Source organism: Mediterraneibacter faecis (assembly GCF_055383675.1).
The window spans coordinates 1,335,332-1,359,417 of record NZ_AP043803.1 but is presented as its reverse complement, the minus strand read 5'-3'; the positions used below and the strand labels follow the sequence as shown (position 1 = coordinate 1,359,417).

Here is a 24,086-nt window from a genome sequence, read left to right as displayed (position 1 = left end):
CCTATTAATTCTTAAAACTATGAATTGGAGCCGGAATACGTCCCTGTCTGTTGATAAACGCATCACATCCAAATTCATTCACCGGCATAATCGGTGCATAACCTAACAGTCCACCAAATTCTGCCACGTCTCCAACGTCTTTACCGATAACCGGAATCAGGCGCACTGCTGTTGTCTTTTGATTGACCATACCAATTGCCATCTCATCTGCAATGATTCCTGAGATTGTCGCTGCTGATGTCTTTCCAGGAATTGCGATCATATCAAGTCCTACAGAGCATACACATGTCATTGCCTCTAACTTCTCAAGTGTAAGAGAGCCTGCATTTACTGCATCGATCATTCCCTGATCTTCACTGACCGGAATAAATGCACCGCTGAGTCCACCCACATAAGAAGATGCCATAACGCCGCCCTTCTTCACCTGGTCATTGAGCATTGCAAGTGCTGCTGTTGTTCCAGGTGCACCCACGCGCTCCAGTCCGATTTCCTCCAGAATCTCTGCAATACTATCTCCAACTGCCGGAGTCGGTGCAAGAGAAAGATCAATGATTCCAAATGGAATTCCAAGACGTTCAGAAGCCTCTCCTGCAACAAGCTGTCCTACTCGTGTAATCTTAAACGCCGTTTTCTTAATTGTTTCACAGAGCTCTTCAAAACCTTTTCCACGTGCTTTTTCAATCGCTTTCTTTACAACTCCCGGTCCGCTGACACCTACATTAATAATCGTATCTGCCTCAGTCACACCGAGGAATGCACCTGCCATAAACGGGTTATCATCCGGTGCATTGCAAAGAATAACAAGCTTTGCACAACCAAGAGAGTCTCTGTCTTTCGTTGCCTCTGCCGCTTCTTTCACAATCTGTCCGCACAGACGGACTGCATCCATATTGATACCTGTCTTTGTTGATCCCACATTGACGGAACTACAGATTCTCTCTGTCTCGGCCAGTGCCTGCGGGATTGAACGGATCAGATTCTCTTCACTTGGTGTCATTCCTTTCGACACAAGCGCGGAGTATCCGCCAATGAAGTTTACACCTACTTTTTCCGCTGCGCGGTCAAGTGTACGTGCGATTGTCACATAATCTTCCGGAGTCTTACACGCTGCTGCTCCAACAAGCGATACAGGTGTAATTGAAATTCTCTTATTTACGATCGGAATTCCGAATTCTTTCTCAATGTCTTTTCCTGTAGATACAAGATCTTTTGCAACTGTTGTAATCTTCTCATAAATCTTACGGTTCAGTTCATCCAGATCAGAATCCACACAGTCCAACAGACTGATTCCAAGAGTGATCGTGCGGACATCAAGGTTCTCGCTTTCGATCATCTTATTGGTTTCTGATACTTCATACATATTAATCATAGTCCTATCCTCACCTTATCTCCGACTTCTTACAGACGGTGCATTTTCTCAAAAATCTCTTCTCTCTGACAATGAATTGTTACACCGATCTCTTTGCCAAGTACATCCATCTCATCACAAACTTCTTTGAAATCTTTCTTCAGTTTCGCAACATCTACGATCATCATCATGTTGAAATATCCCTGAATAATTGTCTGTGAAATATCAAGAATATTGATTTCATTTTCCGCAAGATATGTACATACTTTTGCAATAATTCCTACTGTGTCTTCTCCAAGTACTGTGACAATACATTTCTTCATTCTTTCTGTACCTCCGCTTTGATTCACTCAATTTTATACATTAATAATATCCGAAACTGATTCCCGGCTTGCAACGAACATATTCAGGTCTTCCCCTTTATATTCATTATCTGCAAGCGTAACTTCCAGCTTCACTGTCTCATAAGCAAGTCTTGCGTAATTGTTCTCCTTGCTCAGATGACCAAGCATGATGTGTTTCAGATTATCATGTAGTATATCACAAAGAAGCTGTCCTGACAATTCATTTGATAAATGACCGCGATCGCCAAGAATTCTCTGCTTCAGATAATATGGATATCCTCCGACTTCCAGCATATGGATATCATGGTTTGCTTCCAGAAGGATCGCATCCAGATTTTTCAGATTCTCCACTGTATAATCATCATATTTTCCAAGATCTGTTGCAACTGCTACGGACTTCCCGCCTTGTTCAATACGATACCCTGACGGTTCATTTGCATCATGAGAAATGGCAAATGGGTGTACGTCCAGTTCACCAAGCTGAAATGGGTGATCTGCCTTAATCGGATGTAAAAGTCCTTCCGGCATCTTTCCAAGACTGGAAGACTCTTTGATTCCTGCAATCGTTCCCGGCGTCGCATAAATTGGGATCTCGTACTTTCTGCTGAACACACCAAGTCCCTTAATATGATCCGAATGTTCATGTGTGATCAGAATCCCATCGAGTTCGTCCCCTTTAATTTCCAACTTATTCAGACCTTCTTCAATTCGTTTCTTACTAATCCCCGTATCAATCAGAAGATGGGAATTATCACTTCCTACATAGATACAGTTTCCACTGCTGCCGCTTGCAATACTGCACATTCTCATTTGTTCAATCTATCTCCTATTTGTCTCTTTGTTGCTTCAAAGTCTCCACTATTATCAATTACAACTGTGCATGCCTTTCGAAATACTTCTTCTACCGGTTGTGAAGCAATCATTCTGGTGATCTTTTCATCCGTATAATGTCTGGAACTTTTCAGTCGTTCTCTCCGAACCGCTTCATCTGTGTAAATATACCATAATTCATCACACAGTTCCTTTCCTACTTCTGGAAGAAGTGCTGCTTCTACAATATAATAAGAACAACACTCTTCTTTTTTCTTCAAGATATCTTTCCGAACCCATTCCAGCACTTCCGGATGCACAATATCATTCAATCTTTGTAATTTCTTCTCATCTGCAAATACGCAGCTTCCAAGTTTCATGCGATCCAGTTCACCATTGTTTCCGACAATCTGTTCACCAAATTCCTGTACGATTCTCGAAAACGCCTGTGTCCCTTTCTTCTGGATCTGCTTTGCAACTTCATCCATCTGGCAGACTACCGCACCGTACTCCTGTTCAAGAAATTTTAAAACTTCACTTTTTCCGGAGCCAACTCCACCCGTGATTCCAATTACTTTCATCTTATTTTGCCTCATACCAGTTCTTCCCTGTATGCATATCTACGCTAAGCGGAACTAACAATTCTGCTGCGTGTTCCATCTTATCCTGAAGGATCTGCTGTACTTCTTCTAATTCTGTTTCATCTGCTTCGATCAAAAGTTCATCATGCACCTGAAGGATCATCCGTGATTTCAGATTTCTCTTCTTCAGTTCTTCATTTACATGAATCATTGCTATTTTAATAATATCTGCAGCAGTTCCCTGGATCGGTGCATTCATTGCCACACGCTCTCCAAAACTTCTCTGCATAAAATTGCTGGATTTTAATTCCGGCATCGGTCTTCTTCTTCCATATAAAGTCTCTACATATCCTTTTTCTTTCGCATCACTCACACATTTATCAAGAAATGTCTTAATTCCCGGGTAGGATTCAAAATAATGCTCGATATACTGTGCCGCCTCTTTTCTCGAAATACTCAGATCCTGGCTCAGTCCAAAAGAACTGATTCCATACACAATGCCGAAATTAACTGCTTTTGCATTTCTTCTCTGCAGATCTGTCACTTCATCAAATGGTACATGGAATACCTGGGAAGCTGTCATTCGGTGAATATCTCTCGCTTCACGATATGCCTGGATCAGCTGTTCGTCACCGGAACAATGCGCCAGAATACGAAGCTCGATCTGAGAATAATCCGCATCCACAAAGACACAGCCTTCTTTTGGTACAAATACTTTACGGATCAGACGTCCAAGCTCCATACGAACCGGTATATTCTGCAGATTCGGTTCTGTACTGCTGATACGTCCGGTTGCCGTGATCGTCTGATTGAATTTACTGTGGATTCTTCCATCCATCCCTATATAATTTGCAAGTCCGTCTGCATATGTTGACTTCAGTTTTGCAAGCTGACGATACTCCAGAATCTTTGCTACGATAGGATATTCCGGTGCAAGTTTATCTAACACATCCGCTGCTGTAGAATACCCGGTCTTTGTCTTCTTTGCATGAGGCATTTCCAGTTTTTCAAAAAGAATCACGCCAAGTTGTTTTGGAGAATTGATATTAAACTCTTCCCCTGCCATTTCATAAATCTCTTTTTCCAGCTCAACGATTCTTGCTCCAAGCTCTTCTCCGTAACGCTTCAGCTCTTCACCTTCAACCTTAACACCGGCCTGTTCCATATCATACAATGTAAATACTAATGGCATTTCAATTTCATTAAACAAACGGAACATTCCATTCTCTTCCAGTTTCTTCTCAAGAACCGGGACACAGGCATAAGCTGTATATGCCTCATAACATGATTTTGTACCCTCATCAAGTTTTTCATCAATTAAAAGATTCAAATGTTCTCTTGCCACATCTTCTGCATTGTAATCATTTTTCAGAGGATTCAGAAGATATGCTGCTACGATTGCATCAAATCCGTTCTCACTTGTAAGTTCCGGCAGCCATTCCAGATATTCTTTCAATCCACACATTGAAAAACGTTTCACACTTTTTGCAAGGTGAGACAACTTTCCTGTCAGATATTCAAAATCAGCATCCATATCACAAGGAATCGTAACAATCTTTTCTGCTTCATAGCAAAGAGAAATCCTTCCGTATCCTGAAGCATGCGCAAACAATGGGAGAACATTTCCAGCATCTTTGGAAAATGCCGCACCAACGGTTTCTGCTTTCTCCGCCTCTTTAAAGACTTTCTCAATTTCTTCTTTTCCTGTTACCTCACGAAAATATTTTTCCACATCATTCACTGACGCTTCTACATCAAATCTTCCAAGCAGATTTTTAAACTCCAGTCTTTGGAATAATTCATGAGCTTCTTTTGTATAAGGATTCTCATGTCTGGCATTTTCAAGTTCAAAGGTAATATCTGCATCCAGTTTAATCGTCGCAAGAGTCTTACTAAGCTGTGCCTGTTCCCAGAATTCTTTCAGATTCTTGCTTGCTCTTGGTGGTTTCAGCTCATCAACATGCTCGTACGCATTTTCAATCGTCTGGTACTGCTGAATAATCTTTGTCGCTGTCTTTTCGCCAACTCCCGGAACACCAGGGATATTATCAGCAGTATCACCCATCAAAGCCTTTACATCAATAAATTCCTTCGGTGTTACTCCATAGCGTTCCTGCACATCTGCCGCATAATAATCTTCTACTTCCGTCTTCCCCTGCTTCGTCTTTGGGATGCGGATCTTAATATGCTCTGTCGCAAGCTGAAGCGTATCACGGTCTCCGGAAATGATGGAAACATCCATTCCTTTCTCCTCACAACGATGAGACAAGGTTCCCAAAAGATCATCCGCCTCAAGTCCGGCCTTTTCAATCACTTCTATATGCATCGCACGCAGAACGTCCTTGATCACAGGCACCTGCTGACGCAGTTCCTCTGCCATCGGCTTTCTCGTGCCCTTATAATCTGCAAACATCTCATGGCGAAATGTCGGCGCATGCACATCAAATGTAACTGTCAGATATTCCGGCTTCTCTTCATCTAATATCTTAAACATAATATTCAGGAATCCATAAACTGCGTTCGTATGCAGTCCTTCCGAATTCGTCAGATCCGGAACTCCATAAAACGCCCGGTTCAATATACTGTGTCCATCGATCAGTACGATTTTATCTCTCATCAGATTCTCTCCTATTATCTCTTGCTTTTTGTTGCATTTCATTTTAACCATTATTAAAGTATACACTAATTAACTTCTTTTTTAAAGGTTCATTTTATGGTATCATAATTTAGGGAGTGAACAGTAACCTTTTGACTCCAATATTTTGTAAACAATATTTTCAAAAATACTATCAGGAGAATTATTATGGATGGAATTATATTTGATGTAGATGGAACACTTTGGGATTCTGTTGAAGTTGTAGCCGAATCCTGGAATCTTGCAATAAAAGAGAACTCTGATCTTGAGCCAAACTTAAACCGCGAAATTCTTCAGGGACTGTTTGGAAAGACAATGGACGAAATTGCTGCCGGAGTTTTTCCCGATCTCGACACGGACTCTCGAAGAAAACTGATGGATATCTGTTTTGATTATGAAAACCGCTATCTTGAAACACATCCCGGTGTTTACTACGAAGGTGTTATGGACACACTCAAAGAGCTGGCTCTGGAATATCCTCTTTTTATTGTAAGCAATTGCCAGTGCGGATATATTGAAGTTATGATGAAAGGCGCAGGCATGGAACCATATATCAAAGATTTCCTTTGTTTTGGCCAGACGCAGACTTCCAAAGACCAGACGATTCTGAAATTAATGGAGAAAAATAATCTGACATCCCCTGTCTATGTCGGAGATACCCAGGGAGATGCTGATTCCTGCAAAAAAGCCGGTATCCCTTTTATCTTTGCTGAATATGGTCTTGGAGATGTTAAGGAAGATTACCCGACGATACATTCTTTTTCAGAATTAAAAACCATTTTAAGAGAGCTTGATTAACATCTCCGCTTCTGTTTACTTTTTTCATAATCGCGGATTTTACGCATCAATCCGCGATAAATCTTATCCTGAAGCAGTTCCCGATGTTCATACGATACCGGATATTCGTTCATGAAATCGGGATGTTCTTTTATATAGCAATCTCTTTCTTCTTTCGTTGCATTCAACAGATACTTTTCATAATAATCCATATCATCTATTTTTTCTTTATTCATCACTTTCTCCCATCCCCCTTAGTTCTTATACTGTCTCATTTCTCGCACATTTTTCATGTTTTTATCAATTATAGTCGTAGTACGACTATATTTCAATAGTCGTGTCAGGACTTTTATATAATAATCCAAAAATACAAAAGATATCAGATTATTGTTCACTGGATACTGTGAACAATAGCTTGTTTCCGGTTAAGTTCGCACACCGGATTTAAGGTACGAGGATGGGATTATGAAATTCGAAAACATACGAAATTTGCGAGAAGATAATGATAAAACGCAGAAAGAAGTTGCTGCATATCTCAACATCAAACAGACTACATATTCTAAATATGAACTTGGAAAAATCAACGTTCCTATTGATGTCTTCATCAAACTTGCTGATTATTATACAGTCTCAATTGATTATCTCGTTGGACGTGGAAAAAAGTGAACTTACAAAATGAAAAATCTCTGGACATCTTGCAAACATTGAATCTGTAAGATGTTCAGAGATTACGTTCGATGCCGCTGGCCGGACTCGAACCGGCACGGCTACTAACCGCTTGATTTTGAGTCAAGTGCGTCTGCCAATTCCGCCACAGCGGCTTATTCTGTCGGACAAGAAAATCTTCTTGTCCGAATCAGCTTTTTTATGTTACCATATCCGGTCACATTTTTCAACTATTTTTTTATGATTTTATTTGTTTTTTATTTGCAAAGTTTCTTTCCAACCTCAAAACAATCAAATGTTGCAAAATAGTCTTTCGGTGTCTCCGCACGGCGAATCATCTGTACACTTCCATCTTCTTTTAAAAGAAGTTCTGCTGATTTCAATTTACCATTATAGTTATATCCCATAGAGAAACCATGTGCACCCGTATCATGGATTACAAGGTAATCTCCCATATCAACTTCCGGAAGCATTCTGTCAATTGCAAACTTATCATTATTTTCACACAGAGAACCTGTTACATCATATTTGTGATCGCACGGTGCGTCTTCTTTTCCAAGAACAGTAATATGATGATATGCTCCATACATTGCCGGGCGCATCAGGTTAACAGCACACGCATCTACTCCGATGTAGTTCTTATAAGTATTCTTCTCATGGATTGCTTTTGTCACAAGGCAGCCATAAGGTCCCATCATAAAGCGGCCAAGCTCTGTGTAGATTGCAACATCTCCCATTCCTGCCGGAACAAGTACTTCTTCATAAACCTTGCGGACACCCTCTCCGATCACACGGATATCATTCGGTTCCTGATCCGGTGTGTAAGGAATTCCAATACCACCAGAAAGATTAATAAACTTAATATGTACTCCTGTTTCTTTCTGAAGACGTACTGCCTGTTCAAAAAGAACTTTTGCAAGCATTGGATAATAATCATTTGTCACTGTATTGCTGGCAAGGAATGCATGAATACCGAATTCTTTTGCGCCTTTTGCCTTCAGTGTCTTAAATGCTTCTGTGATCTGCTCTGTTGTCATTCCATACTTTGAATCTCCCGGATTATCCATAATATCATTACTGATCTTGAATATTCCGCCCGGATTATAACGACAGCTGATTGTCTCCGGAATATGTCCGATTGTCTTCTCAAGGAAGTCAATATGTGTAATATCATCCAGATTGATGATTGCTCCAAGTTTATCAGCAAGTTTAAAATCTTCCTCTGGTGTATCATTAGAGGAAAACATAATATCATGACCATCAATTCCAACTGCATCTGACATAAGCAGTTCTGTATAAGAGGAGCAGTCACAACCGCATCCATACTCTTTCAAGATCTGTAAAAGGAACGGATTCGGAGTTGCCTTTACAGCAAAATACTCTTTATATCCCGGATTCCATGCAAATGCTTCCTTTAATGCTTTTGCATTCTCGCGGATTCCTTTCTCATCATAAAGATGGAACGGAGTCGGATATGTTTTTACAATCTCTTCAACCTGTTCTTTTGTCACAAATGGTTTCTTACTCATTTTCATTTTCTCCTTCGCGTATTTTGATTAATTCTATCTCATTCGCAAGTGCTGTTTTAAACAGCGTAACGAAATTTCTTTGTCCGGAATAGACACAGGTGTTTCTGCTCTCCTGTCCATATTCACCTGAAAGTACATATTTAGAATCTGTGATCAGACCAATCTGATTTCCTTTTTCTTTCGTCACATAAATGATCGCCCCTGAAAGTTCAAATGGATGATCTGTCACAAGAACTACCTTTTTTCCTTTTTCTGTCAGTTCCTTTAACTGTCCTTTCAACTGTTCCAGACAGACACCGGAACAGGAACAATACACTCTTTCTTCCACATTAGCCAGAAGATTATGGATCTTATCTGAAATATGTTCCTGACCATCGATCGTAACATATCCTTCTTCTTCTTTCTGTTCTCCCGTAAGATTCATATCCAACCACTTCTGTTCTTCTTCCATTCTGCGGATTCTGTTACCACAGAACTCCTGAACATGAACCGGAATATATCGCTTGGCATCCTCTTCTACCAGATATGCAGCCCCTTTCTCAACCAGAGCTGCCAGTGATGCATACACATTCGACCTTGAGATTCCTGTATCTCTCGCAATCTCATACCCCGTCTGCTTTCCTGCTTCGATCAGCCGAAGATAAACAGTTGCTTCCTGCCGGGACATTCCAAAATGCATCAGATATTCAATTGCTTTACTTTCGTCCATAGCACCACCCCTCTGATTAGTAGTTCTTTACAGGAACACTATACAGCATTGATTGTTGGATGTCAATATATTGATTGTATTTAATAAGAGCCAGAACAGGCACCACGCACGGTAACTGTTCTGGCTCTTATTAAAAGTTTTTCTAATTTAATCTACTGTCACAATTCTCATCATATTACTTGTAAAGCTTCTCTCTTTGCTTACATTTGTTGAAGGAATTCCAGCTGTGATAACTACAACATCTCCCGGCTCAACATACTGTTTTACCTGTGCCAGTTCAATCGCATTCTCACAGATATCTTCTGTTGTATCAACTTCAAGAGACTTCAGCGGTCTTACACCCCAGTAGATAGACATTCTTCTCAATGTTCTCTCGTTCGGAGTTACACCAAGGATCTCCTGTCTTGGTCTTAAGTTGGATACCACTCTTGAAGTTGCTCCTGATACAGACGGTGTGATGATACATTTTGCATTCAAGTTTGCTGCTGCCAGTACAGATGAATATCCGATTGCACTGGATACTCCGCCTCTTAAATGACCATGCTCTTTCTCAAGCATGCTATCGTAATCCAGATGTTTCTCTGTCTGCTCAATGATATGAACCATCATCTGAAGTGCCTCAAGTGGGTATTTACCCTGTGCTGTCTCTCCGGAAAGCATTACAGCATCTGTTCCGTCATATACGGCGTTCGCAACGTCTGTTACCTCAGCTCTTGTCGGACGTGGATTACGCATCATAGAATCAAGCATCTGTGTTGCCGTGATAACTGTCTTGAACTGATCGTTACATTTCTGGATCATCATCTTCTGAAGATATGGAAGTTCCTCTGCCGGAATCTCAACTCCGAGGTCTCCACGGGCAACCATGATACCATCTGCTGCACGAATGATCTCATCGATATTGCTGATTCCTTCTTCATTCTCAATCTTTGCGATGATCGGAATGTAAGGAGCTCCGAGAGACTTCAGATATGCCTTGATCTCAAGAATACACTCTGCATTTCTTACGAAAGATGCAGCGATAAAATCAATTCCCTGCTCTGCTCCGAATTTAATATCTTCTTTATCTTTCTCAGTGATTGCCGGAAGTCTTACCGGTACTCCCGGTACATTAACGCCCTTTTTCTCTCCGAGTTCACCACCGTTGATGATCTCACAATGAATTTCTTTGTCTGTTTTTCCGATTACTTTCAGTCCGATCAGACCGTCATCAATCAGAATAATCTTTCCTTCACTTACATCTTCTGCAAGTCCCTTATATGTGATAGATACTTTATTCTCATCTCCAACAATATCTTCTGTAGTAAGTGTAAAGGTCTTCCCTGTTTCAAGCTTAATCTTCTTTCCGTCTTTCAGAATACCTGTACGGATCTCCGGTCCCTTTGTATCCAGAAGAATTGCTGTTGTTGCATGTTCTTCCTCACGAAGTTCTTTGAGCATATCCATACGCCCCTTCTGCTCTTCGTGGTCACCATGAGAGAAGTTGAAACGAGCTACATCCATGCCATTCTGGATGAGTTTTCTCATCAGTTCTCTATCATTTGTGTTTGGTCCCATCGTACATACTACTTTTGTTTTTTTCATACTAAGTCAATCTCTCCTTTAAAAAATATAACCTTAAAGTTCCTATACACCTGGAGCGAAGCTGCACTGTATCACTTTCGGCTGCAACTCTGATCTGATACACTGCACTGCCATACCTCATCTCCGGTAAACTATGAGAAATATGCGTTACACAATTCTCATTTTCTACTTTACATGTTCATGTGTAAATAAATGATCCTGGCAATACTCATAGTTTCCATTACATTTTGAACAGAAACGGAACTCCAATGTCGGATCATCAAGTTCTGTACGTCCGCAGACTGCACAACGGTGTCTTGCCCCATTCGCATAAGTCATATGTGGTCTCGTCTGCTGTTTAAACTTTGCTTTTCTCGCCTGCTCTTTCGGACTGAAACGCTTCATATTCCTGCTGGACAGGAAAAAGATAACAAAGTTCAATAAGGATGCCGCAATCGCAACTTTCGTTGCGAGACTTCCTGTAAAGAAATAGTACAGTGCCATTGCCGCATATACGAAAGCCATCCATTTCATCTTAATCGGTAAAATAAAATAGAGTAAAACTTCCATATCCGGATAGATGGAAGCAAATGCCAAAAAGATAGACATTGTAATATAGTTGGTGCTGATCAATCCGATACTTGAAAGCGGAAGTTCAATTCCATAGATAAGATAAAACACACCATACAGTATGAATACTGCGATCACTGTAAAAAGTATTCCTGAAAAAATGTATACATTATAACGGAATGTTCCCCATGTTCTCTCAAGGGCTGAGCCAAGGGAGTAGTACAATAATACTAGAAACAGTAAAGAAATCAAACTTCCTGTCGGTGGAATCAATACCCAGGAAATAATCCTCCAGACCTGTCCTCTTAAAATATATGCCGGTTCCAGTGTAAGCCATCCTAAAAGTCCCGGTGCTAAATAATAAATAGCGAAACCTATCACATACCCGGCCAGCAGATACACCGTAAGATTCGGTATTGCAAAACGACCTAATTTTTTTTCTAATTTATCAAGCCAGTTCAACTCGTATCCTCCTTCTATTTTCATTTTATATTACTGTCCACTACGTGTGGCCAGCACTCATCACATCTTTGTATAGCAGTAATTGTACAAGGGAAGACTTGTTTTGTCAAACGATTGTTTTTATATTAATACACTTTTAACAAGAATATGATATTTTCCTTTCCTTTCTACTTAGACATTTTGCCATATTGCAGCTCATTTCTTCACACTTACTACACTACAATGACCATTGTCTTTTTGAGAATCTTGTCGTATAATGTTATTTATTGCGAGCTAACAAACGCATTTAATAGGTAGTAACTCATATAAATTTGACAAATTAACTGAATTACAAAAGATTGGGGATATTAATTATGAACGCAAAAAATCTACATACTTTAGGAATCGACATTGGTTCCACAACAGTAAAAATTGCAATTCTTAATGATGAAAATGAAGTCCTCTTCTCTGATTATGAGCGCCATTTCGCTAATATCCAGGAGACGCTTTCCGATCTGCTCGGCCGTGCGCTTTATAAGCTTGGACCAATCCAGGTTTCTCCTGTCATCACAGGAAGCGGTGGTCTGACACTTGCCAAACATCTCGGTGTTCCATTTGTCCAGGAGGTAATTGCAGTCTCCACTGCACTACAGGATTACGCTCCTCAGACAGATGTAGCAATTGAGCTTGGTGGAGAAGATGCGAAGATCATTTATTTTGAGGGTGGAAATGTAGAACAGCGTATGAATGGTGTCTGTGCCGGTGGTACAGGTTCTTTCATCGACCAGATGGCTTCTCTCCTTCAGACAGATGCTTCCGGACTGAACGAATATGCAAAGAATTACAAAGCATTATACTCGATTGCTGCACGCTGCGGTGTATTTGCAAAAACAGATATCCAGCCACTGATCAATGATGGTGCCGCTAAGGAAGACCTTGCCGCATCCATTTTCCAGGCTGTTGTGAATCAGACCATCAGTGGTCTTGCCTGTGGAAAACCGATCCGTGGTCATGTTGCATTTTTAGGAGGTCCACTTCATTTCCTCTCAGAATTAAGAGAAGCATTCATCCGCACATTAAAACTGGATGATGAACATATTATCGCACCAAATCACTCACATTTGTTTGCTGCGATTGGTTCCGCACTGAATTCCAAAAAAGATACTCCGATGGAACTGCGTGATATGCAGAATCGTCTCGAAAATAAAATCCAAATGGATTTTGAAGTGGAACGTCTGGATCCACTGTTTGCAACAACTGCTGATTACGAGGAATTCATTTCCCGCCATGCAAAGCATCAGGTACCGGTAAAAGATCTTGCCTCATACAAAGGAAAAGCATTTCTTGGAATCGATGCCGGTTCAACAACTACAAAAGCGGCTCTCGTTGGTGAAGACGGAACACTTCTTTATTCCTTCTATCACAACAACGACGGGGATCCGCTTGGTACAACAATCACAGCAATCAAAGATATTTACGATCAACTCCCTGAGGGTGTAGAGATTGTTCATTCCTGTTCCACAGGATACGGCGAAGCACTGATCAAAGCTGCTCTGATGCTTGATGAAGGAGAAGTTGAGACTGTTTCTCATTATTATGCAGCATCCTTCTTTGAGCCGGATGTAGACTGTATTCTGGACATTGGCGGTCAGGATATGAAATGTATCAAAATCAAAAATCAGACTGTCGACAGTGTTCAGCTGAACGAAGCCTGCTCTTCCGGATGCGGTTCTTTCATTGAGACATTTGCAAAATCTCTGAATTATTCGGTAGAGGATTTTGCTCACGAAGCACTTTATGCACAGAACCCAATCGATCTCGGAACACGCTGTACAGTATTTATGAACTCCAAAGTAAAACAGGCCCAGAAAGAGGGTGCTTCTGTTGCTGATATTTCAGCCGGACTCGCTTATTCCGTTATCAAGAACGCTCTGTTCAAGGTAATCAAAGTATCTGATGCATCTGAACTTGGTAATCATATTGTTGTTCAGGGAGGTACCTTCTATAATAATGCAGTTCTTCGAAGCTTTGAGAAAATCGCGAACTGTGAAGCGATCCGCCCGGACATTGCCGGAATCATGGGTGCATTCGGTGCAGCTCTGATTGCCCGAGAACGTTATGTTGACTGCGAAGGCACAACAATGCTTTCCATTGATGACATCCGTTCCCTTGAATACTCCACAACAATGACAAAATGTCGTGGATGTACAAACAACTGCCGTCTGACGATCAACCATTTCAGTGGTGGACGTAAATTCATCACAGGAAATCGCTGTGAGCGCGGACTTGGAAAAGAGAAATCAAAAAATCAGATGCCGAATTTATTTGAATATAAATTGCATCGCTATTTTGATTATGAACCGCTTTCCGAAGAAGAGGCAAAACACGGATTAATCGGTATTCCTCGTGTGTTGAATATGTACGAAAACTATCCGTTCTGGTTCACATTTTTTACAAAACTTGGATTCCGTGTTGTTCTGTCACCAGCTTCCACAAGAAAGGTTTATGAACTTGGTATTGAATCTATTCCAAGTGAATCCGAGTGTTATCCGGCGAAACTGGCGCACGGACATGTACAGTGGCTGATCAATCAGGGAGTGAAACACATTTTCTATCCTTCAATCCCGTATGAGCGGAAAGAATTTGCTGATTCTGATAATCACTACAACTGTCCGATCGTTACTTCTTATCCGGAAAACATCAAGAATAACATGGACCCGATCGTCAACGGAGAAGTTGATTTTATCCATCCATTCTTGAATTTTGAAAGTGAAGAGACGATTTCTTATCGTCTTGTAGAAGAATTAAGTAAGAAGTTCTCTCTTTCCGAAAGCGAAATCAAGTCAGCAGTCCATGACGCATGGAATGAACTTGCTGCCTGTCGTCAGGATATGAGAAATAAAGGGGAAGAAACAATCCGTTTCTTAAATGAAACAGGAAACCGCGGTATCGTACTTGCTGGTCGTCCATACCATATCGATCCGGAGGTAAATCATGGTCTGCCTGAACTCATTACATCCTACAATATTGCAGTCCTTACAGAAGACTCTGTCTCTCATTTGAATCCGGCAGAGCACCCTCTGAATGTTATGGATCAGTGGATGTACCACTCCAGACTGTATGCTGCCGCAAATTATGTAAAGACAACGGAGAATCTTGATCTGATTCAGCTCAACTCCTTCGGATGTGGACTGGATGCTGTTACAACAGATCAGGTTGCTGAGATCCTTACAAATTCAGATAAGATCTACACAACTTTGAAGATTGATGAAGTAAATAATCTTGGAGCTGCAAGAATCCGTGTACGCTCTCTTCTCGCCGCAATCCGTGTGCGTGAAAAGAAACAGGAAAAACGTACCATTCGTCCGGCTTCTATCGAAAAGGTTACATTTACAAAAGAAATGCGTAAGGATTATACAATTCTCTGTCCGCAGATGTCTCCGGTTCATTTTGAACTGCTTGAGCCTGCTTTCCGCGCTGCCGGATACAACATCGATGTTCTTCCTAACGATAACAAACAGGCTGTCGATATGGGATTAAAATATGTAAATAACGATGCCTGCTACCCTTCTCTGATCGTTGTCGGTCAGATCATGGATGCACTGTTATCCGGAAAATATGACTTGAATCATACAGCTGTTATCATCACACAGACTGGTGGTGGCTGCCGTGCTTCGAACTATATCGGATTTATCCGTCGTGCACTTAAGAAAGCCGGCATGGAGCATATTCCGGTTATCTCACTTAACTTAAGTGGACTGGAAGATAATCCTGGATTCAAGCTTTCTCCTGCACTGGTTCTCCGCGGAATCTACGCAGCAGTATTCGGAGATATCTTTATGAAATGTGTTTACCGTATGCGCCCTTATGAGGCCGTACCGGGAACTACAGATAAGATTCACCGCAAATGGGCTGAAGTTGTTAAGAAGTTTGTGTCCGAAGGATATCCATCCCGTAAGAGATTTAAGAAGCTTTGTAAAGATATCATCAATGATTTTGATAATATAGAGACACTCGACATTAAGAAACCTCGTGTTGGAATCGTTGGAGAAATCCTTGTTAAATTCCTTCCGGCTGCCAACAATCATCTGGCAGAGCTTCTGGAAAGTGAAGGCGCCGAAGCAGTTGTTCCGGATCTTCTCGACTTCCTGCTCTACTGCTTCTACAATCAGAACTTCAAAGTTTCCCATCTGGGAATGAAGAAGACCAAAGCAACAGCAGGAAATCTTGGAATCAAAGCTCTGGAATGGTTCCGTGCTCCGGCTTCCAAAGCATTTGCAGAAAGTAAACACTTTGATCCGCCGGCTCACATTGAAGATCTTGCAAAAATGGCTTCAGAGATCGTATCTCTCGGAAACCAGACTGGTGAAGGATGGTTCCTGACCGGTGAGATGCTCGAACTCATTCACAGCGGTGCCGGAAATATTGTCTGCACCCAGCCATTCGCCTGCCTGCCAAACCATGTTGTAGGTAAGGGAGTTATCAAAGAACTCCGCCGCAGACACCCTGAATCCAACATCGTAGCAATCGACTTCGATCCGGGCGCAAGTGAAGTAAATCAGTTGAATCGTATTAAACTGATGCTGTCGACGGCGTTTAAAAATCTGGAGAAATAAAGATTTATCGTAGGGATTCTTTTTCGAGTTCGGACGAAATCAGATATCGCATATAAAGTTTATTCGAATAGACAGACATCGAGGGTTTGATGCAGGCTCCGGGTTCTGTATACAGGAAAGACTAAGAAAAACGAGAGATTACTAAAAACAAAGCAATGCTCGGCAAACTCGCTGCCGCTTCAGACAGCTGCCTCACATTGCTTCAACGTAATCTTTCGTTTTTTAAGTCTTTCCAAGCACACAGAACAGTCACCTGAATCAAACCCTCGATGTTTGTCTATCGGTAAGTTTTCAGCGATATCAGATTTCTACTTTCTCGAAAGAAGAACTCTACTTAAAACCAAAACGTAGCAGATGGAAATTTACATAAGTTATTTAGCAAAATGTCAACAAGACAATATACTGGCTTCCAACGTATTTTTCAATAAAATTTAGCGTAGAAGTCTATCTTTTTCAGTAAACAGAAAACAGAAAATATGAACTTCGAGAAGTTTCATGTTAGAAGAATGATACAGGGGCGAAGACGAATGTGGAGCATGCTTGCTCATACTTGAAAAACAACAGATTGCGTTAAAGAAAGGATTGACAGCTGTTTGAGCAGCAGCGAGTTTGTCAATCCTTTCTTTGCTTTTAGCAGTCTATTGTTTTTCCTAGTATGAACAGCGTGCATAACCCTGAGTCAGCGTTCCTGTATCGTTCTTCTAACAATCGACTCTCCAAAATCATATTTTCAGTTTTCGTCCGATACTCAAATAAGAATCTCTACGCTAAATTTTATTTCTGATACAAGTAAAGGATTCCCCCGAAAAGTCCCAGGAAAATTCCTGCGTATCCTCCTGCACAGAGGATATCTGCCAGACTCTGTATCAGATCTATCCTGATTGCAGAACATACTCCTAATCCAAACAGTGTTCCTATGATTGTCCATCCTACAATTAAAATTGGCAGATATACTGCAAGTGCATGATCTGCATCTATATAATGATTTACAAAACTCCAAAGTTTTCCATACATAAAAATTACCCTCTTTCTACTAAAAATGTCTAAGTGTTTTTCCTTTTGACAATTCTTAGTATATAGGGTTTTTGTAAAGTCTCATTTTCTTCCAATGCTAAATCTATGTAAAATAAATCAAACTATTGTTAAATCGATTTACTTTATTCTGTTTCCAGAACCAGTTCGGCTACTTCCTGTGGTGTTGTTGCCAGAGCGTCTGCACCTGCCTCTGAGAGTTCTTTTAAGTCTCCGTATCCATACAGAACACCGATCACTTTCAGCCCTTCCGCATGGCCTCCTAGTATGTCATAAGAACGATCTCCGACCATTACGATTTTATCTAGTTCTTTCTCTTCGCACTGTTCCAAGACATAACGGATAACATCTTGTTTTTCTGTACGTGTCTCATCCATACATGCCCCGCCGATCACATCAAAATATTGAGCCAGTCCAAAGTGATCTGCGATGATTTTAGCAAATTTTTCCGGCTTGGATGTCGCCATCGCAATCTTGATTCCCGCTTGTTTCAATGTCTTGAGCATCTCTTCTACGCCATCATACACACTGTTTTCAAAAATACCTGTCACTGTGAAATATTCTCGATAAAGAGTAACCATCTCTGCTGCTTTTTCTTCATCAATTCCACAGTGTTCCATAAACTGACCCTTCAGCGGTGGTCCAATAAATTTACGTAATTCATCTACGTCAGGTATCGGTTCTCCCACCTTCTCCAGCGCATATTTTACAGAATTCATAATTCCCGGACCTGAATCTGTGAGTGTTCCGTCCAGGTCAAACAGTACAGTTGTTGTTTTCATTTCCAATTCCTCACTCTGTTAAAATTTTCTAATCTGATCATCCTCTTCACTTTCTGTTTTAATCACTTTACGGATCACCACATAATAGCCGAAATCATCGTTCACTTTAATATAGACTCTCTCGCCTTCTTTATGTCCGAGCAGGGCTTTTCCGATTGGTGATTCTATACTGACCAATCCATTCAAAGAGCTTCCTCTTACAGATGTCACTATACGATATGTTTCGACTTCATCATCATCTTCGCAATAAAGTTCTACGGTATTATTCAGGCCAATTTCATCCTCTTTCGAATGATCTTCCACAATCTCAGCTGTCTTGAGCATTCTTTCCAGATATCGAATACGACTTTCGTTCTGATTCTTCGCTTTTTTTGCTGCGTGATATTCGAAGTTCTCACTCAAGTCTCCATGAGATCTTGCTTCTTTCACTGCTTCGATCAATTCTTTACGTTCTACTAATTTTCGATGCTCAATCTCTGCCTGAATCTTTTCTACATCATTTTTTGTCAATCTTTCACGCATGACTTTTCCTTTCCTCTCTGAACTATAGTTACTGTTCACACGATGTGCGACCAGCAACGCATCTCGCCATTTTAAATCGCCTTTGGCGATGGGGCGAGATGCATTCAAGTCAAAACACGCATCCTCCGTGTCAATCAGCGGAGTGATTGACACGGGAGTGAACAGTAACGAGCCATAGAAATTACTGTGTACAACTACTTTGAACAGTAATCTATAGGGAAAAGGAAAGCTATCAATTACGATAAACTAAAACAAGCACTGTTGTTATCGCAGTCAATAGCTTTCCCTTTTCACTTCTATCTTAATCCACGCAATTTTCGTCTAGATTCTTTTCTCTTGAAAGAATCATTCAAGTTGCCTGAATCCAAATTCAACACTTATGAATTATTTCACTAACAGAGATTTTCCTGTCATCTCAGCCGGCTGCTGCATTCCCATCAGCTCGATCAGTGTCGGAGCGATGTCTGCCAGGCATCCGCCTTCTCTTAATTTGTAAGCCGGATCAGCATTTACAAGGATAAACGGTACCGGATTTGTTGTATGAGCTGTGAATGGCTCACCTGTCTCCTCGTCGATCAGCTGCTCTGCATTTCCGTGGTCAGCGCAGATGAACATCTGTCCGTCTACTTCTTTCAGAGCCTCTACAGCCTTTCCTACACACTCGTCAACTGCTTCTACAGCCTTGATCGCAGCTTCCTGAACACCTGTATGTCCTACCATGTCAGGGTTTGCAAAGTTGATCACGATCACATCATAGTTTTCAGACTTGATCGCTCCAACAAGCTTGTCACATACTTCGTAAGCGCTCATCTCCGGTTTCAGGTCATAAGTAGCAACCTTAGGGGATTTCACAAGGATTCTGTCCTCTCCCTCATTCGGCTCTTCTACTCCACCATTGAAGAAGAATGTTACGTGAGCATATTTCTCTGTCTCTGCAATACGAGCCTGTTTCAGTCCGTTATCTGCAAGGAACTGTCCAAATGTATTCGTAATAGATTCTTTTACGAATGCAACCATCTTATTCTCGATTGTCGCATCATACTCTGTGAAGCATACGAATGTAGTCTTCACTCTGTCTCCTCTTTCAAATCCGTCAAAGCTGTCATCACAGAATGTTCTTGTGAGCTCTCTTGCTCTGTCAGGACGGAAGTTGAAGAATACAACAGAATCATTTTCTTTAATTGTAGCTGTTGCAGCACCGTCTTTTGTTACAACAAATGGTACTACGAACTCGTCTGTTACATCTTCATCGTAGGAAGCCTGGATTCCTGCTGTTGCGGATTCTGCTGTATTGCCTTCTCCTGCAACTAATGCTTTGTAAGCTTTCTCCACACGATCCCAACGGTTATCACGATCCATTGCATAGTAACGTCCGGATACAGATGCAACTTCACCTACACCAATCTCTTTCATCTTTGCTTCAAGCTGCTCTACATACTCTTTACCTGATGCCGGTGGTGTATCACGGCCGTCAAGGAAACAATGAACATATACTTTCTCGATTCCCTGTCTCTTGGCGAGCTCAAGAATTCCATAAATATGAGTAATATGACTATGAACTCCTCCGTCAGATACAAGTCCCATCAGGTGAAGTGCAGAATCGTTCTTCTTTACATTCTCACAAGCTGCAAGAAGAGCTTTGTTCTCAAAGAAATCTCCGTCTTCGATAGACTTTGTGATCTTTGTAAGTTCCTGATAAATGATACGTCCGGCACCCATATTCATATGTCCTACTTCTGAGTTACCCATCTGTCCATCCGGAAGACCTACAGAAAGTCCGCTTGCATTTCCTTTTACAAACGGATACTCTGCCATCAGTTTATCCATAACAGGAGTATTCGCAAGTGCTACTGCATTACCCTCTGTCTTATCTCTTAATCCATATCCATCTAAAATCATCAATACGGTTGGTTTTTTGCTCATCTCAATATCTCCTTTGCATTAAGATTGTCTATTTTTTAACTCTACGCTTTATTGTACTAGTTTTAGCACAATTTTGCAAGTCAGAGCTCTGGTCAAATATATCCGAAAATAAGCAGATTTTCGCCTGAATTCATGTAAAAATCACTACATTAAAAATCTTATAATGTCGGAAGCAATTCTTTCATCAGCTTTACACCATGAACAATCGCCTGTTTCTCAAATGTAGGATAATCCACCTGTGCACTTCCATCTGCCTTATCTGAGATTGCACGAATGATCACACATGGAACATGATTCAAATATGCACCGTGAGCAATTGCTGCTCCTTCCATCTCAGCACATTTCGCACCAAAATTATTAACAATACGTTCTTTTACTTCTTTTTCAGAAATAAACTGGTCTCCGCTTGCAACTCTTCCTGTAAATGTACGAATATCTGAATTCGCCTTTTTATTTGCTTCCACTGCTTTTCTCACAAGTTCTTTATCTGCCGGAAATGCAAATACATCCATACGCGGCACCTGTCCGACAGGATCTCCCAATGCACTGACATCCATATCATGCTCTACTGCATCTGTAGATACAACAATATCTCCGATATTGATCTCTGCATCCAGAGAACCGGCTACACCTGTATTGATCAGCTGATCCACCTGATAAAAGTCTATAAGGATCTGTGTACAGATTCCAGCGTTCACTTTACCGATTCCGCTCTGTACAACAACTGCTTCTTTTCCATAAAGCTGACCTTTATAAAATTTCATGGATGCCTTTTCCTGCATCTCGCATTCTGTCATATCCTCGATCAGCTCACGGACTTCTTCTTCCATCGCTCCGATAATTCCTACCATAGCTTCTTAATCTCCTATCTTTTATATTCCCTTTTCTTAATTGCTTTATTTTCTTCATTAAGCTGTTACATTATTTTATCAATCTCCTCTATGATACACTCAAATGATTTTCAAAGTCAAGAAAAAAGGCCATCCTGTCAGAATTGCTATCTATATCGCTACTGTCTGCACTACCTGTGCCCGGCAATATAAATATCTTTCTGACCAGATGACCTTTCTTAATTATCTGTTATAATGAAACAGCCTTAGATCTTATTATTTGTAGTTAACGATCTTTCCGAAGTCAGCCTTAAGGGAAGCTCCACCTACAAGACCTCCATCGATGTCAGCCTGTGCAAACAGTTCTGGAGCTGTAGCTGCGTTTACAGATCCGCCGTACTGGATACGGATTGCTTCTGCTGTAGCTTCATCATATACTTCAGCAATGCATGCACGGATTCCTGCACAAACTTCTTCAGCCTGCTCTGTTGTAGCTGTCTTACCTGTTCCGATCGCCCAGATTGGCTCATAAGCGATAACTGCTGTCTTAGCCTGGTCTGCTGTAACACCCTGGAATCCAACCTTAACCTGCTGACGGATGAAGTCCATTGTCACGCCCTGCTCTCTCTGCTGAAGAGTCTCTCCGCAGCACATGATTGGTGTAATACCATGCTCAAATGCTTTCAGGATTTTCTTATTTACATCTTCGTTTGTCTCACCGAAGTACTCTCTTCTCTCAGAATGTCCGAGAACTACATATTTAACACCTGCATCTACAAGCATATTCGGGGAAATCTCACCTGTGTAAGCTCCACTCTCCTCGAAGTACATGTTCTCAGCTCCTACCTGGATGTTTGTTCCTTTTGCAGCCTCTACAACTGGTACGATATCGATAGCAGGTACGCAGAATACGACATCTACGTCTTCGTTAGCTACGAGTGGTTTTAACTCTTCTACAAGTGCAACTGCCTCGCTTGGAGTTTTGTTCATTTTCCAGTTTCCTGCAATAATTTTCTTTCTTGCCATTGTTCTTATCTCCTTGAATTTTATATTCAGAACCCGTGTAAAATGTAACAACACGGGTTTCTTCTGATCTGTAATTACAGATTCTTATTATTTATCGTTAGCTGCCGCTACTCCCGGAAGTTCTTTTCCTTCGAGGAATTCAAGAGAAGCTCCACCACCTGTAGAGATATGTGTCATCTTGTCACCATATCCAAGCTGGTTAACAGCTGCTGCAGAATCTCCACCACCGATGATTGTTACAGCATCTGTGTTGGCAAGTGCTTCTGCGACTGCCTTTGTTCCATCAGCGAATTTTGGCATCTCGAAGCATCCCATTGGTCCGTTCCATACAACTGTCTTCGCAGATTTAACAGCATCAGCGAACATCTCAGCTGTCTTAGGTCCGATATCAAGACCCATCCATCCGTCCGGGATCTCGTTCTGAGCTACAACTTTTGTATTTGCATCGTTAGAGAAAGCATCTGCTGCAACAGCATCTACTGGAAGAAGAAGTTTAACACCTTTCTCCTCTGCTTTCTTAACCATGTCAAGTGCATACTGTAAGTAATCTTCCTCAAGAAGGGAATTTCCTACATTACCGCCCTGAGCTTTTGTAAATGTATAGCACATTCCGCCACCAATGATCAGTGTGTCAACTTTGTCAAGAAGGTTGTTGATTACGGAAATCTTACTGGATACTTTAGATCCTCCAAGGATTGCAACGAATGGTCTTTCCGGATTCTCTACTGCGTTTCCAAGGAAATCGATTTCTTTCTGCATAAGATATCCAACAACTGCTGTGTCAACAAACTGTGTAACACCTACGTTAGAGCAGTGTGCTCTATGAGCTGTTCCGAATGCATCGTTTACAAATACATCGCAAAGAGAAGCAAGGTCTTTGCTGAATGCTTCACCATTCTTTGTCTCTTCTGCTCTGTAACGTGTATTTTCAAGAAGGATAACATCTCCATCTTTCATAGCTTCAACAGCTGCTTTTGCGTTCGGTCCTACAACTTCCGGATCAGCTGCAAATTTTACTTCCTGTCCAAGGAGCTCGGAAAGTCTTACTGCTACCGGTGCAAGTGAAAGTTCCGGTTTCGGCTCTCCCTTCGGTTTTCCAAGATGGGAGCAAAGAATTACTTTGCCACCATCAGCGATCAGCTTCTTGATTGTAGGAAGAGCTGCCACGATACGGTTCTCATCTGTGATCTTTCCATCCTGAAGCGGTACGTTGAAGTCACATCTTACAAGAACTCTTTTTCCTTTTACATTGATATCATCTACGGATTTTTTATTAAGTGCTGCCATTTTTCATAGCCTCCTGTATTTCTATTTCCTGTCACTTTCACGTGCAGAATCTGTTCTGCACAAAGAAAATGGGGTCCGGTCCTACAATAAGACCG

20 protein-coding genes and 1 tRNA gene are annotated in these 24,086 nt (G+C 41.2%); 3 read left to right on the top strand and 18 right to left on the bottom strand.

Features of this window, described 5'->3' with window-relative positions; all coding sequences use genetic code 11:
* Positions 1-4: 4 nt before the first annotated feature.
* Genes ACZ47Z_RS06285 through polA form a run of 5 tightly spaced genes read right to left on the bottom strand, consistent with a single transcriptional unit; the run spans position 5 to position 5,700 of the window.
* A complete protein-coding gene (locus tag ACZ47Z_RS06285; RefSeq protein ID WP_054751037.1) occupies positions 5-1,369 on the bottom strand; it encodes a PFL family protein in 1,365 nt (454 codons plus the stop codon).
* A 29-nt stretch (positions 1,370-1,398) separates the two neighbouring features.
* Entirely contained in the window at positions 1,399-1,671 is a 273-nt protein-coding gene (locus tag ACZ47Z_RS06280) for an ACT domain-containing protein (RefSeq protein WP_054751036.1), read from the bottom strand.
* Between the two features lie 33 nt (positions 1,672-1,704).
* Complete coding sequence (locus ACZ47Z_RS06275) at positions 1,705-2,502, bottom strand: MBL fold metallo-hydrolase (RefSeq protein WP_117824972.1); 798 nt, start codon at positions 2,500-2,502, stop codon at positions 1,705-1,707.
* A complete protein-coding gene (coaE, locus tag ACZ47Z_RS06270; RefSeq protein ID WP_015528916.1) occupies positions 2,499-3,083 on the bottom strand; it encodes a dephospho-CoA kinase in 585 nt (194 codons plus the stop codon). The genes ACZ47Z_RS06275 and coaE overlap by 4 nt, the downstream gene beginning before the upstream one ends.
* Position 3,084: 1 nt before the next feature.
* Positions 3,085-5,700, bottom strand: coding sequence for a DNA polymerase I (polA, locus tag ACZ47Z_RS06265; RefSeq protein WP_464525973.1), 2,616 nt, complete (start codon positions 5,698-5,700; stop codon positions 3,085-3,087).
* Positions 5,701-5,886: 186 nt separating this feature from the next.
* Here polA and ACZ47Z_RS06260 point away from each other — a divergent pair, with 186 nt between their 5' ends.
* The gene (locus ACZ47Z_RS06260) at positions 5,887-6,516 is read left to right on the top strand and encodes an HAD family hydrolase (RefSeq protein ID WP_054751035.1); all 630 of its coding nucleotides are present in this window, start codon (positions 5,887-5,889) and stop codon (positions 6,514-6,516) included.
* On the opposite strand, the gene ACZ47Z_RS06255 is transcribed toward ACZ47Z_RS06260, so the two are convergent.
* Complete coding sequence (locus ACZ47Z_RS06255) at positions 6,513-6,731, bottom strand: hypothetical protein (protein ID WP_054751034.1); 219 nt, start codon at positions 6,729-6,731, stop codon at positions 6,513-6,515. The genes ACZ47Z_RS06260 and ACZ47Z_RS06255 overlap by 4 nt on opposite strands.
* 229 nt (positions 6,732-6,960) lie before the next feature.
* Between ACZ47Z_RS06255 and ACZ47Z_RS06250 the strand changes: the two genes are divergently transcribed.
* Entirely contained in the window at positions 6,961-7,161 is a 201-nt protein-coding gene (locus ACZ47Z_RS06250; protein ID WP_020436712.1) for a helix-turn-helix domain-containing protein, read from the top strand.
* A 72-nt stretch (positions 7,162-7,233) separates the two neighbouring features.
* Here ACZ47Z_RS06250 and ACZ47Z_RS06245 read toward each other — a convergent pair.
* The 5 genes from ACZ47Z_RS06245 to ACZ47Z_RS06225 all read right to left on the bottom strand — a co-directional run bounded on the left by ACZ47Z_RS06245 (position 7,234) and on the right by ACZ47Z_RS06225 (position 12,018).
* Positions 7,234-7,316: transfer RNA gene (locus ACZ47Z_RS06245), tRNA-Leu, on the bottom strand.
* A gap of 102 nt (positions 7,317-7,418) precedes the next feature.
* Positions 7,419-8,690: a diaminopimelate decarboxylase gene (locus tag ACZ47Z_RS06240; protein WP_015528911.1), complete on the bottom strand. Its 1,272-nt coding sequence runs from the start codon at positions 8,688-8,690 to the stop codon at positions 7,419-7,421.
* Positions 8,683-9,399, bottom strand: a complete 717-nt coding sequence (locus ACZ47Z_RS06235) for a TrmB family transcriptional regulator (RefSeq protein WP_020436710.1) — start codon at positions 9,397-9,399, stop codon at positions 8,683-8,685. The genes ACZ47Z_RS06240 and ACZ47Z_RS06235 overlap by 8 nt, the downstream gene beginning before the upstream one ends.
* A 147-nt stretch (positions 9,400-9,546) precedes the next feature.
* Positions 9,547-10,983 (bottom strand): pyruvate kinase, encoded by a 1,437-nt coding sequence (gene pyk, locus ACZ47Z_RS06230; protein WP_117890454.1) that lies wholly within the window; start codon positions 10,981-10,983, stop codon positions 9,547-9,549.
* Between the two features lie 165 nt (positions 10,984-11,148).
* Positions 11,149-12,018 (bottom strand): hypothetical protein, encoded by an 870-nt coding sequence (locus ACZ47Z_RS06225; protein ID WP_330577936.1) that lies wholly within the window; start codon positions 12,016-12,018, stop codon positions 11,149-11,151.
* Between the two features lie 329 nt (positions 12,019-12,347).
* Between ACZ47Z_RS06225 and ACZ47Z_RS06220 the strand changes: the two genes are divergently transcribed.
* Entirely contained in the window at positions 12,348-16,589 is a 4,242-nt protein-coding gene (locus ACZ47Z_RS06220) for a 2-hydroxyacyl-CoA dehydratase (RefSeq protein WP_117824977.1), read from the top strand.
* 774 nt (positions 16,590-17,363) lie between these two features.
* Here the strand turns inward: ACZ47Z_RS06220 and ACZ47Z_RS06215 are convergent.
* From ACZ47Z_RS06215 to ACZ47Z_RS06185, 7 genes are all read right to left on the bottom strand, one after another.
* The gene (locus tag ACZ47Z_RS06215) at positions 17,364-17,603 is read right to left on the bottom strand and encodes a hypothetical protein (RefSeq protein ID WP_117824978.1); all 240 of its coding nucleotides are present in this window, start codon (positions 17,601-17,603) and stop codon (positions 17,364-17,366) included.
* Positions 17,604-17,746: 143 nt separating this feature from the next.
* Complete coding sequence (locus tag ACZ47Z_RS06210; protein ID WP_117890453.1) at positions 17,747-18,403, bottom strand: HAD family hydrolase; 657 nt, start codon at positions 18,401-18,403, stop codon at positions 17,747-17,749.
* An 18-nt stretch (positions 18,404-18,421) separates the two neighbouring features.
* A complete protein-coding gene (locus tag ACZ47Z_RS06205; protein ID WP_015528904.1) occupies positions 18,422-18,925 on the bottom strand; it encodes a GreA/GreB family elongation factor in 504 nt (167 codons plus the stop codon).
* Positions 18,926-19,309: 384 nt separating this feature from the next.
* Positions 19,310-20,848, bottom strand: coding sequence for a 2,3-bisphosphoglycerate-independent phosphoglycerate mutase (gene gpmI, locus ACZ47Z_RS06200; protein ID WP_020436539.1), 1,539 nt, complete (start codon positions 20,846-20,848; stop codon positions 19,310-19,312).
* 158 nt (positions 20,849-21,006) lie between these two features.
* Positions 21,007-21,699: a 5'-methylthioadenosine/adenosylhomocysteine nucleosidase gene (locus ACZ47Z_RS06195; RefSeq protein WP_015528902.1), complete on the bottom strand. Its 693-nt coding sequence runs from the start codon at positions 21,697-21,699 to the stop codon at positions 21,007-21,009.
* A gap of 255 nt (positions 21,700-21,954) precedes the next feature.
* Entirely contained in the window at positions 21,955-22,704 is a 750-nt protein-coding gene (tpiA, locus tag ACZ47Z_RS06190) for a triose-phosphate isomerase (protein WP_015528901.1), read from the bottom strand.
* 87 nt (positions 22,705-22,791) lie between these two features.
* Positions 22,792-23,991, bottom strand: coding sequence for a phosphoglycerate kinase (locus ACZ47Z_RS06185; protein WP_054751028.1), 1,200 nt, complete (start codon positions 23,989-23,991; stop codon positions 22,792-22,794).
* Between the last annotated feature and the right edge of the window lie 95 nt (positions 23,992-24,086).

Coding starts and splice junctions, on each gene's coding strand:
- ACZ47Z_RS06285 (WP_054751037.1), bottom strand. CDS start 1,369: ATGATTAATATGTATGAAGTATCAGAAACCAATAAGATGATCGAAAGC.
- ACZ47Z_RS06280 (WP_054751036.1), bottom strand. CDS start 1,671: ATGAAGAAATGTATTGTCACAGTACTTGGAGAAGACACAGTAGGAATT.
- ACZ47Z_RS06275 (WP_117824972.1), bottom strand. CDS start 2,502: ATGAGAATGTGCAGTATTGCAAGCGGCAGCAGTGGAAACTGTATCTAT.
- coaE (WP_015528916.1), bottom strand. CDS start 3,083: ATGAAAGTAATTGGAATCACGGGTGGAGTTGGCTCCGGAAAAAGTGAA.
- polA (WP_464525973.1), bottom strand. CDS start 5,700: ATGAGAGATAAAATCGTACTGATCGATGGACACAGTATATTGAACCGG.
- ACZ47Z_RS06260 (WP_054751035.1), top strand. CDS start 5,887: ATGGATGGAATTATATTTGATGTAGATGGAACACTTTGGGATTCTGTT.
- ACZ47Z_RS06255 (WP_054751034.1), bottom strand. CDS start 6,731: ATGAATAAAGAAAAAATAGATGATATGGATTATTATGAAAAGTATCTG.
- ACZ47Z_RS06250 (WP_020436712.1), top strand. CDS start 6,961: ATGAAATTCGAAAACATACGAAATTTGCGAGAAGATAATGATAAAACG.
- ACZ47Z_RS06240 (WP_015528911.1), bottom strand. CDS start 8,690: ATGAGTAAGAAACCATTTGTGACAAAAGAACAGGTTGAAGAGATTGTA.
- ACZ47Z_RS06235 (WP_020436710.1), bottom strand. CDS start 9,399: ATGGACGAAAGTAAAGCAATTGAATATCTGATGCATTTTGGAATGTCC.
- pyk (WP_117890454.1), bottom strand. CDS start 10,983: ATGAAAAAAACAAAAGTAGTATGTACGATGGGACCAAACACAAATGAT.
- ACZ47Z_RS06225 (WP_330577936.1), bottom strand. CDS start 12,018: ATGAAAATAGAAGGAGGATACGAGTTGAACTGGCTTGATAAATTAGAA.
- ACZ47Z_RS06220 (WP_117824977.1), top strand. CDS start 12,348: ATGAACGCAAAAAATCTACATACTTTAGGAATCGACATTGGTTCCACA.
- ACZ47Z_RS06215 (WP_117824978.1), bottom strand. CDS start 17,603: ATGTATGGAAAACTTTGGAGTTTTGTAAATCATTATATAGATGCAGAT.
- ACZ47Z_RS06210 (WP_117890453.1), bottom strand. CDS start 18,403: ATGAAAACAACAACTGTACTGTTTGACCTGGACGGAACACTCACAGAT.
- ACZ47Z_RS06205 (WP_015528904.1), bottom strand. CDS start 18,925: ATGCGTGAAAGATTGACAAAAAATGATGTAGAAAAGATTCAGGCAGAG.
- gpmI (WP_020436539.1), bottom strand. CDS start 20,848: ATGAGCAAAAAACCAACCGTATTGATGATTTTAGATGGATATGGATTA.
- ACZ47Z_RS06195 (WP_015528902.1), bottom strand. CDS start 21,699: ATGGTAGGAATTATCGGAGCGATGGAAGAAGAAGTCCGTGAGCTGATC.
- tpiA (WP_015528901.1), bottom strand. CDS start 22,704: ATGGCAAGAAAGAAAATTATTGCAGGAAACTGGAAAATGAACAAAACT.
- ACZ47Z_RS06185 (WP_054751028.1), bottom strand. CDS start 23,991: ATGGCAGCACTTAATAAAAAATCCGTAGATGATATCAATGTAAAAGGA.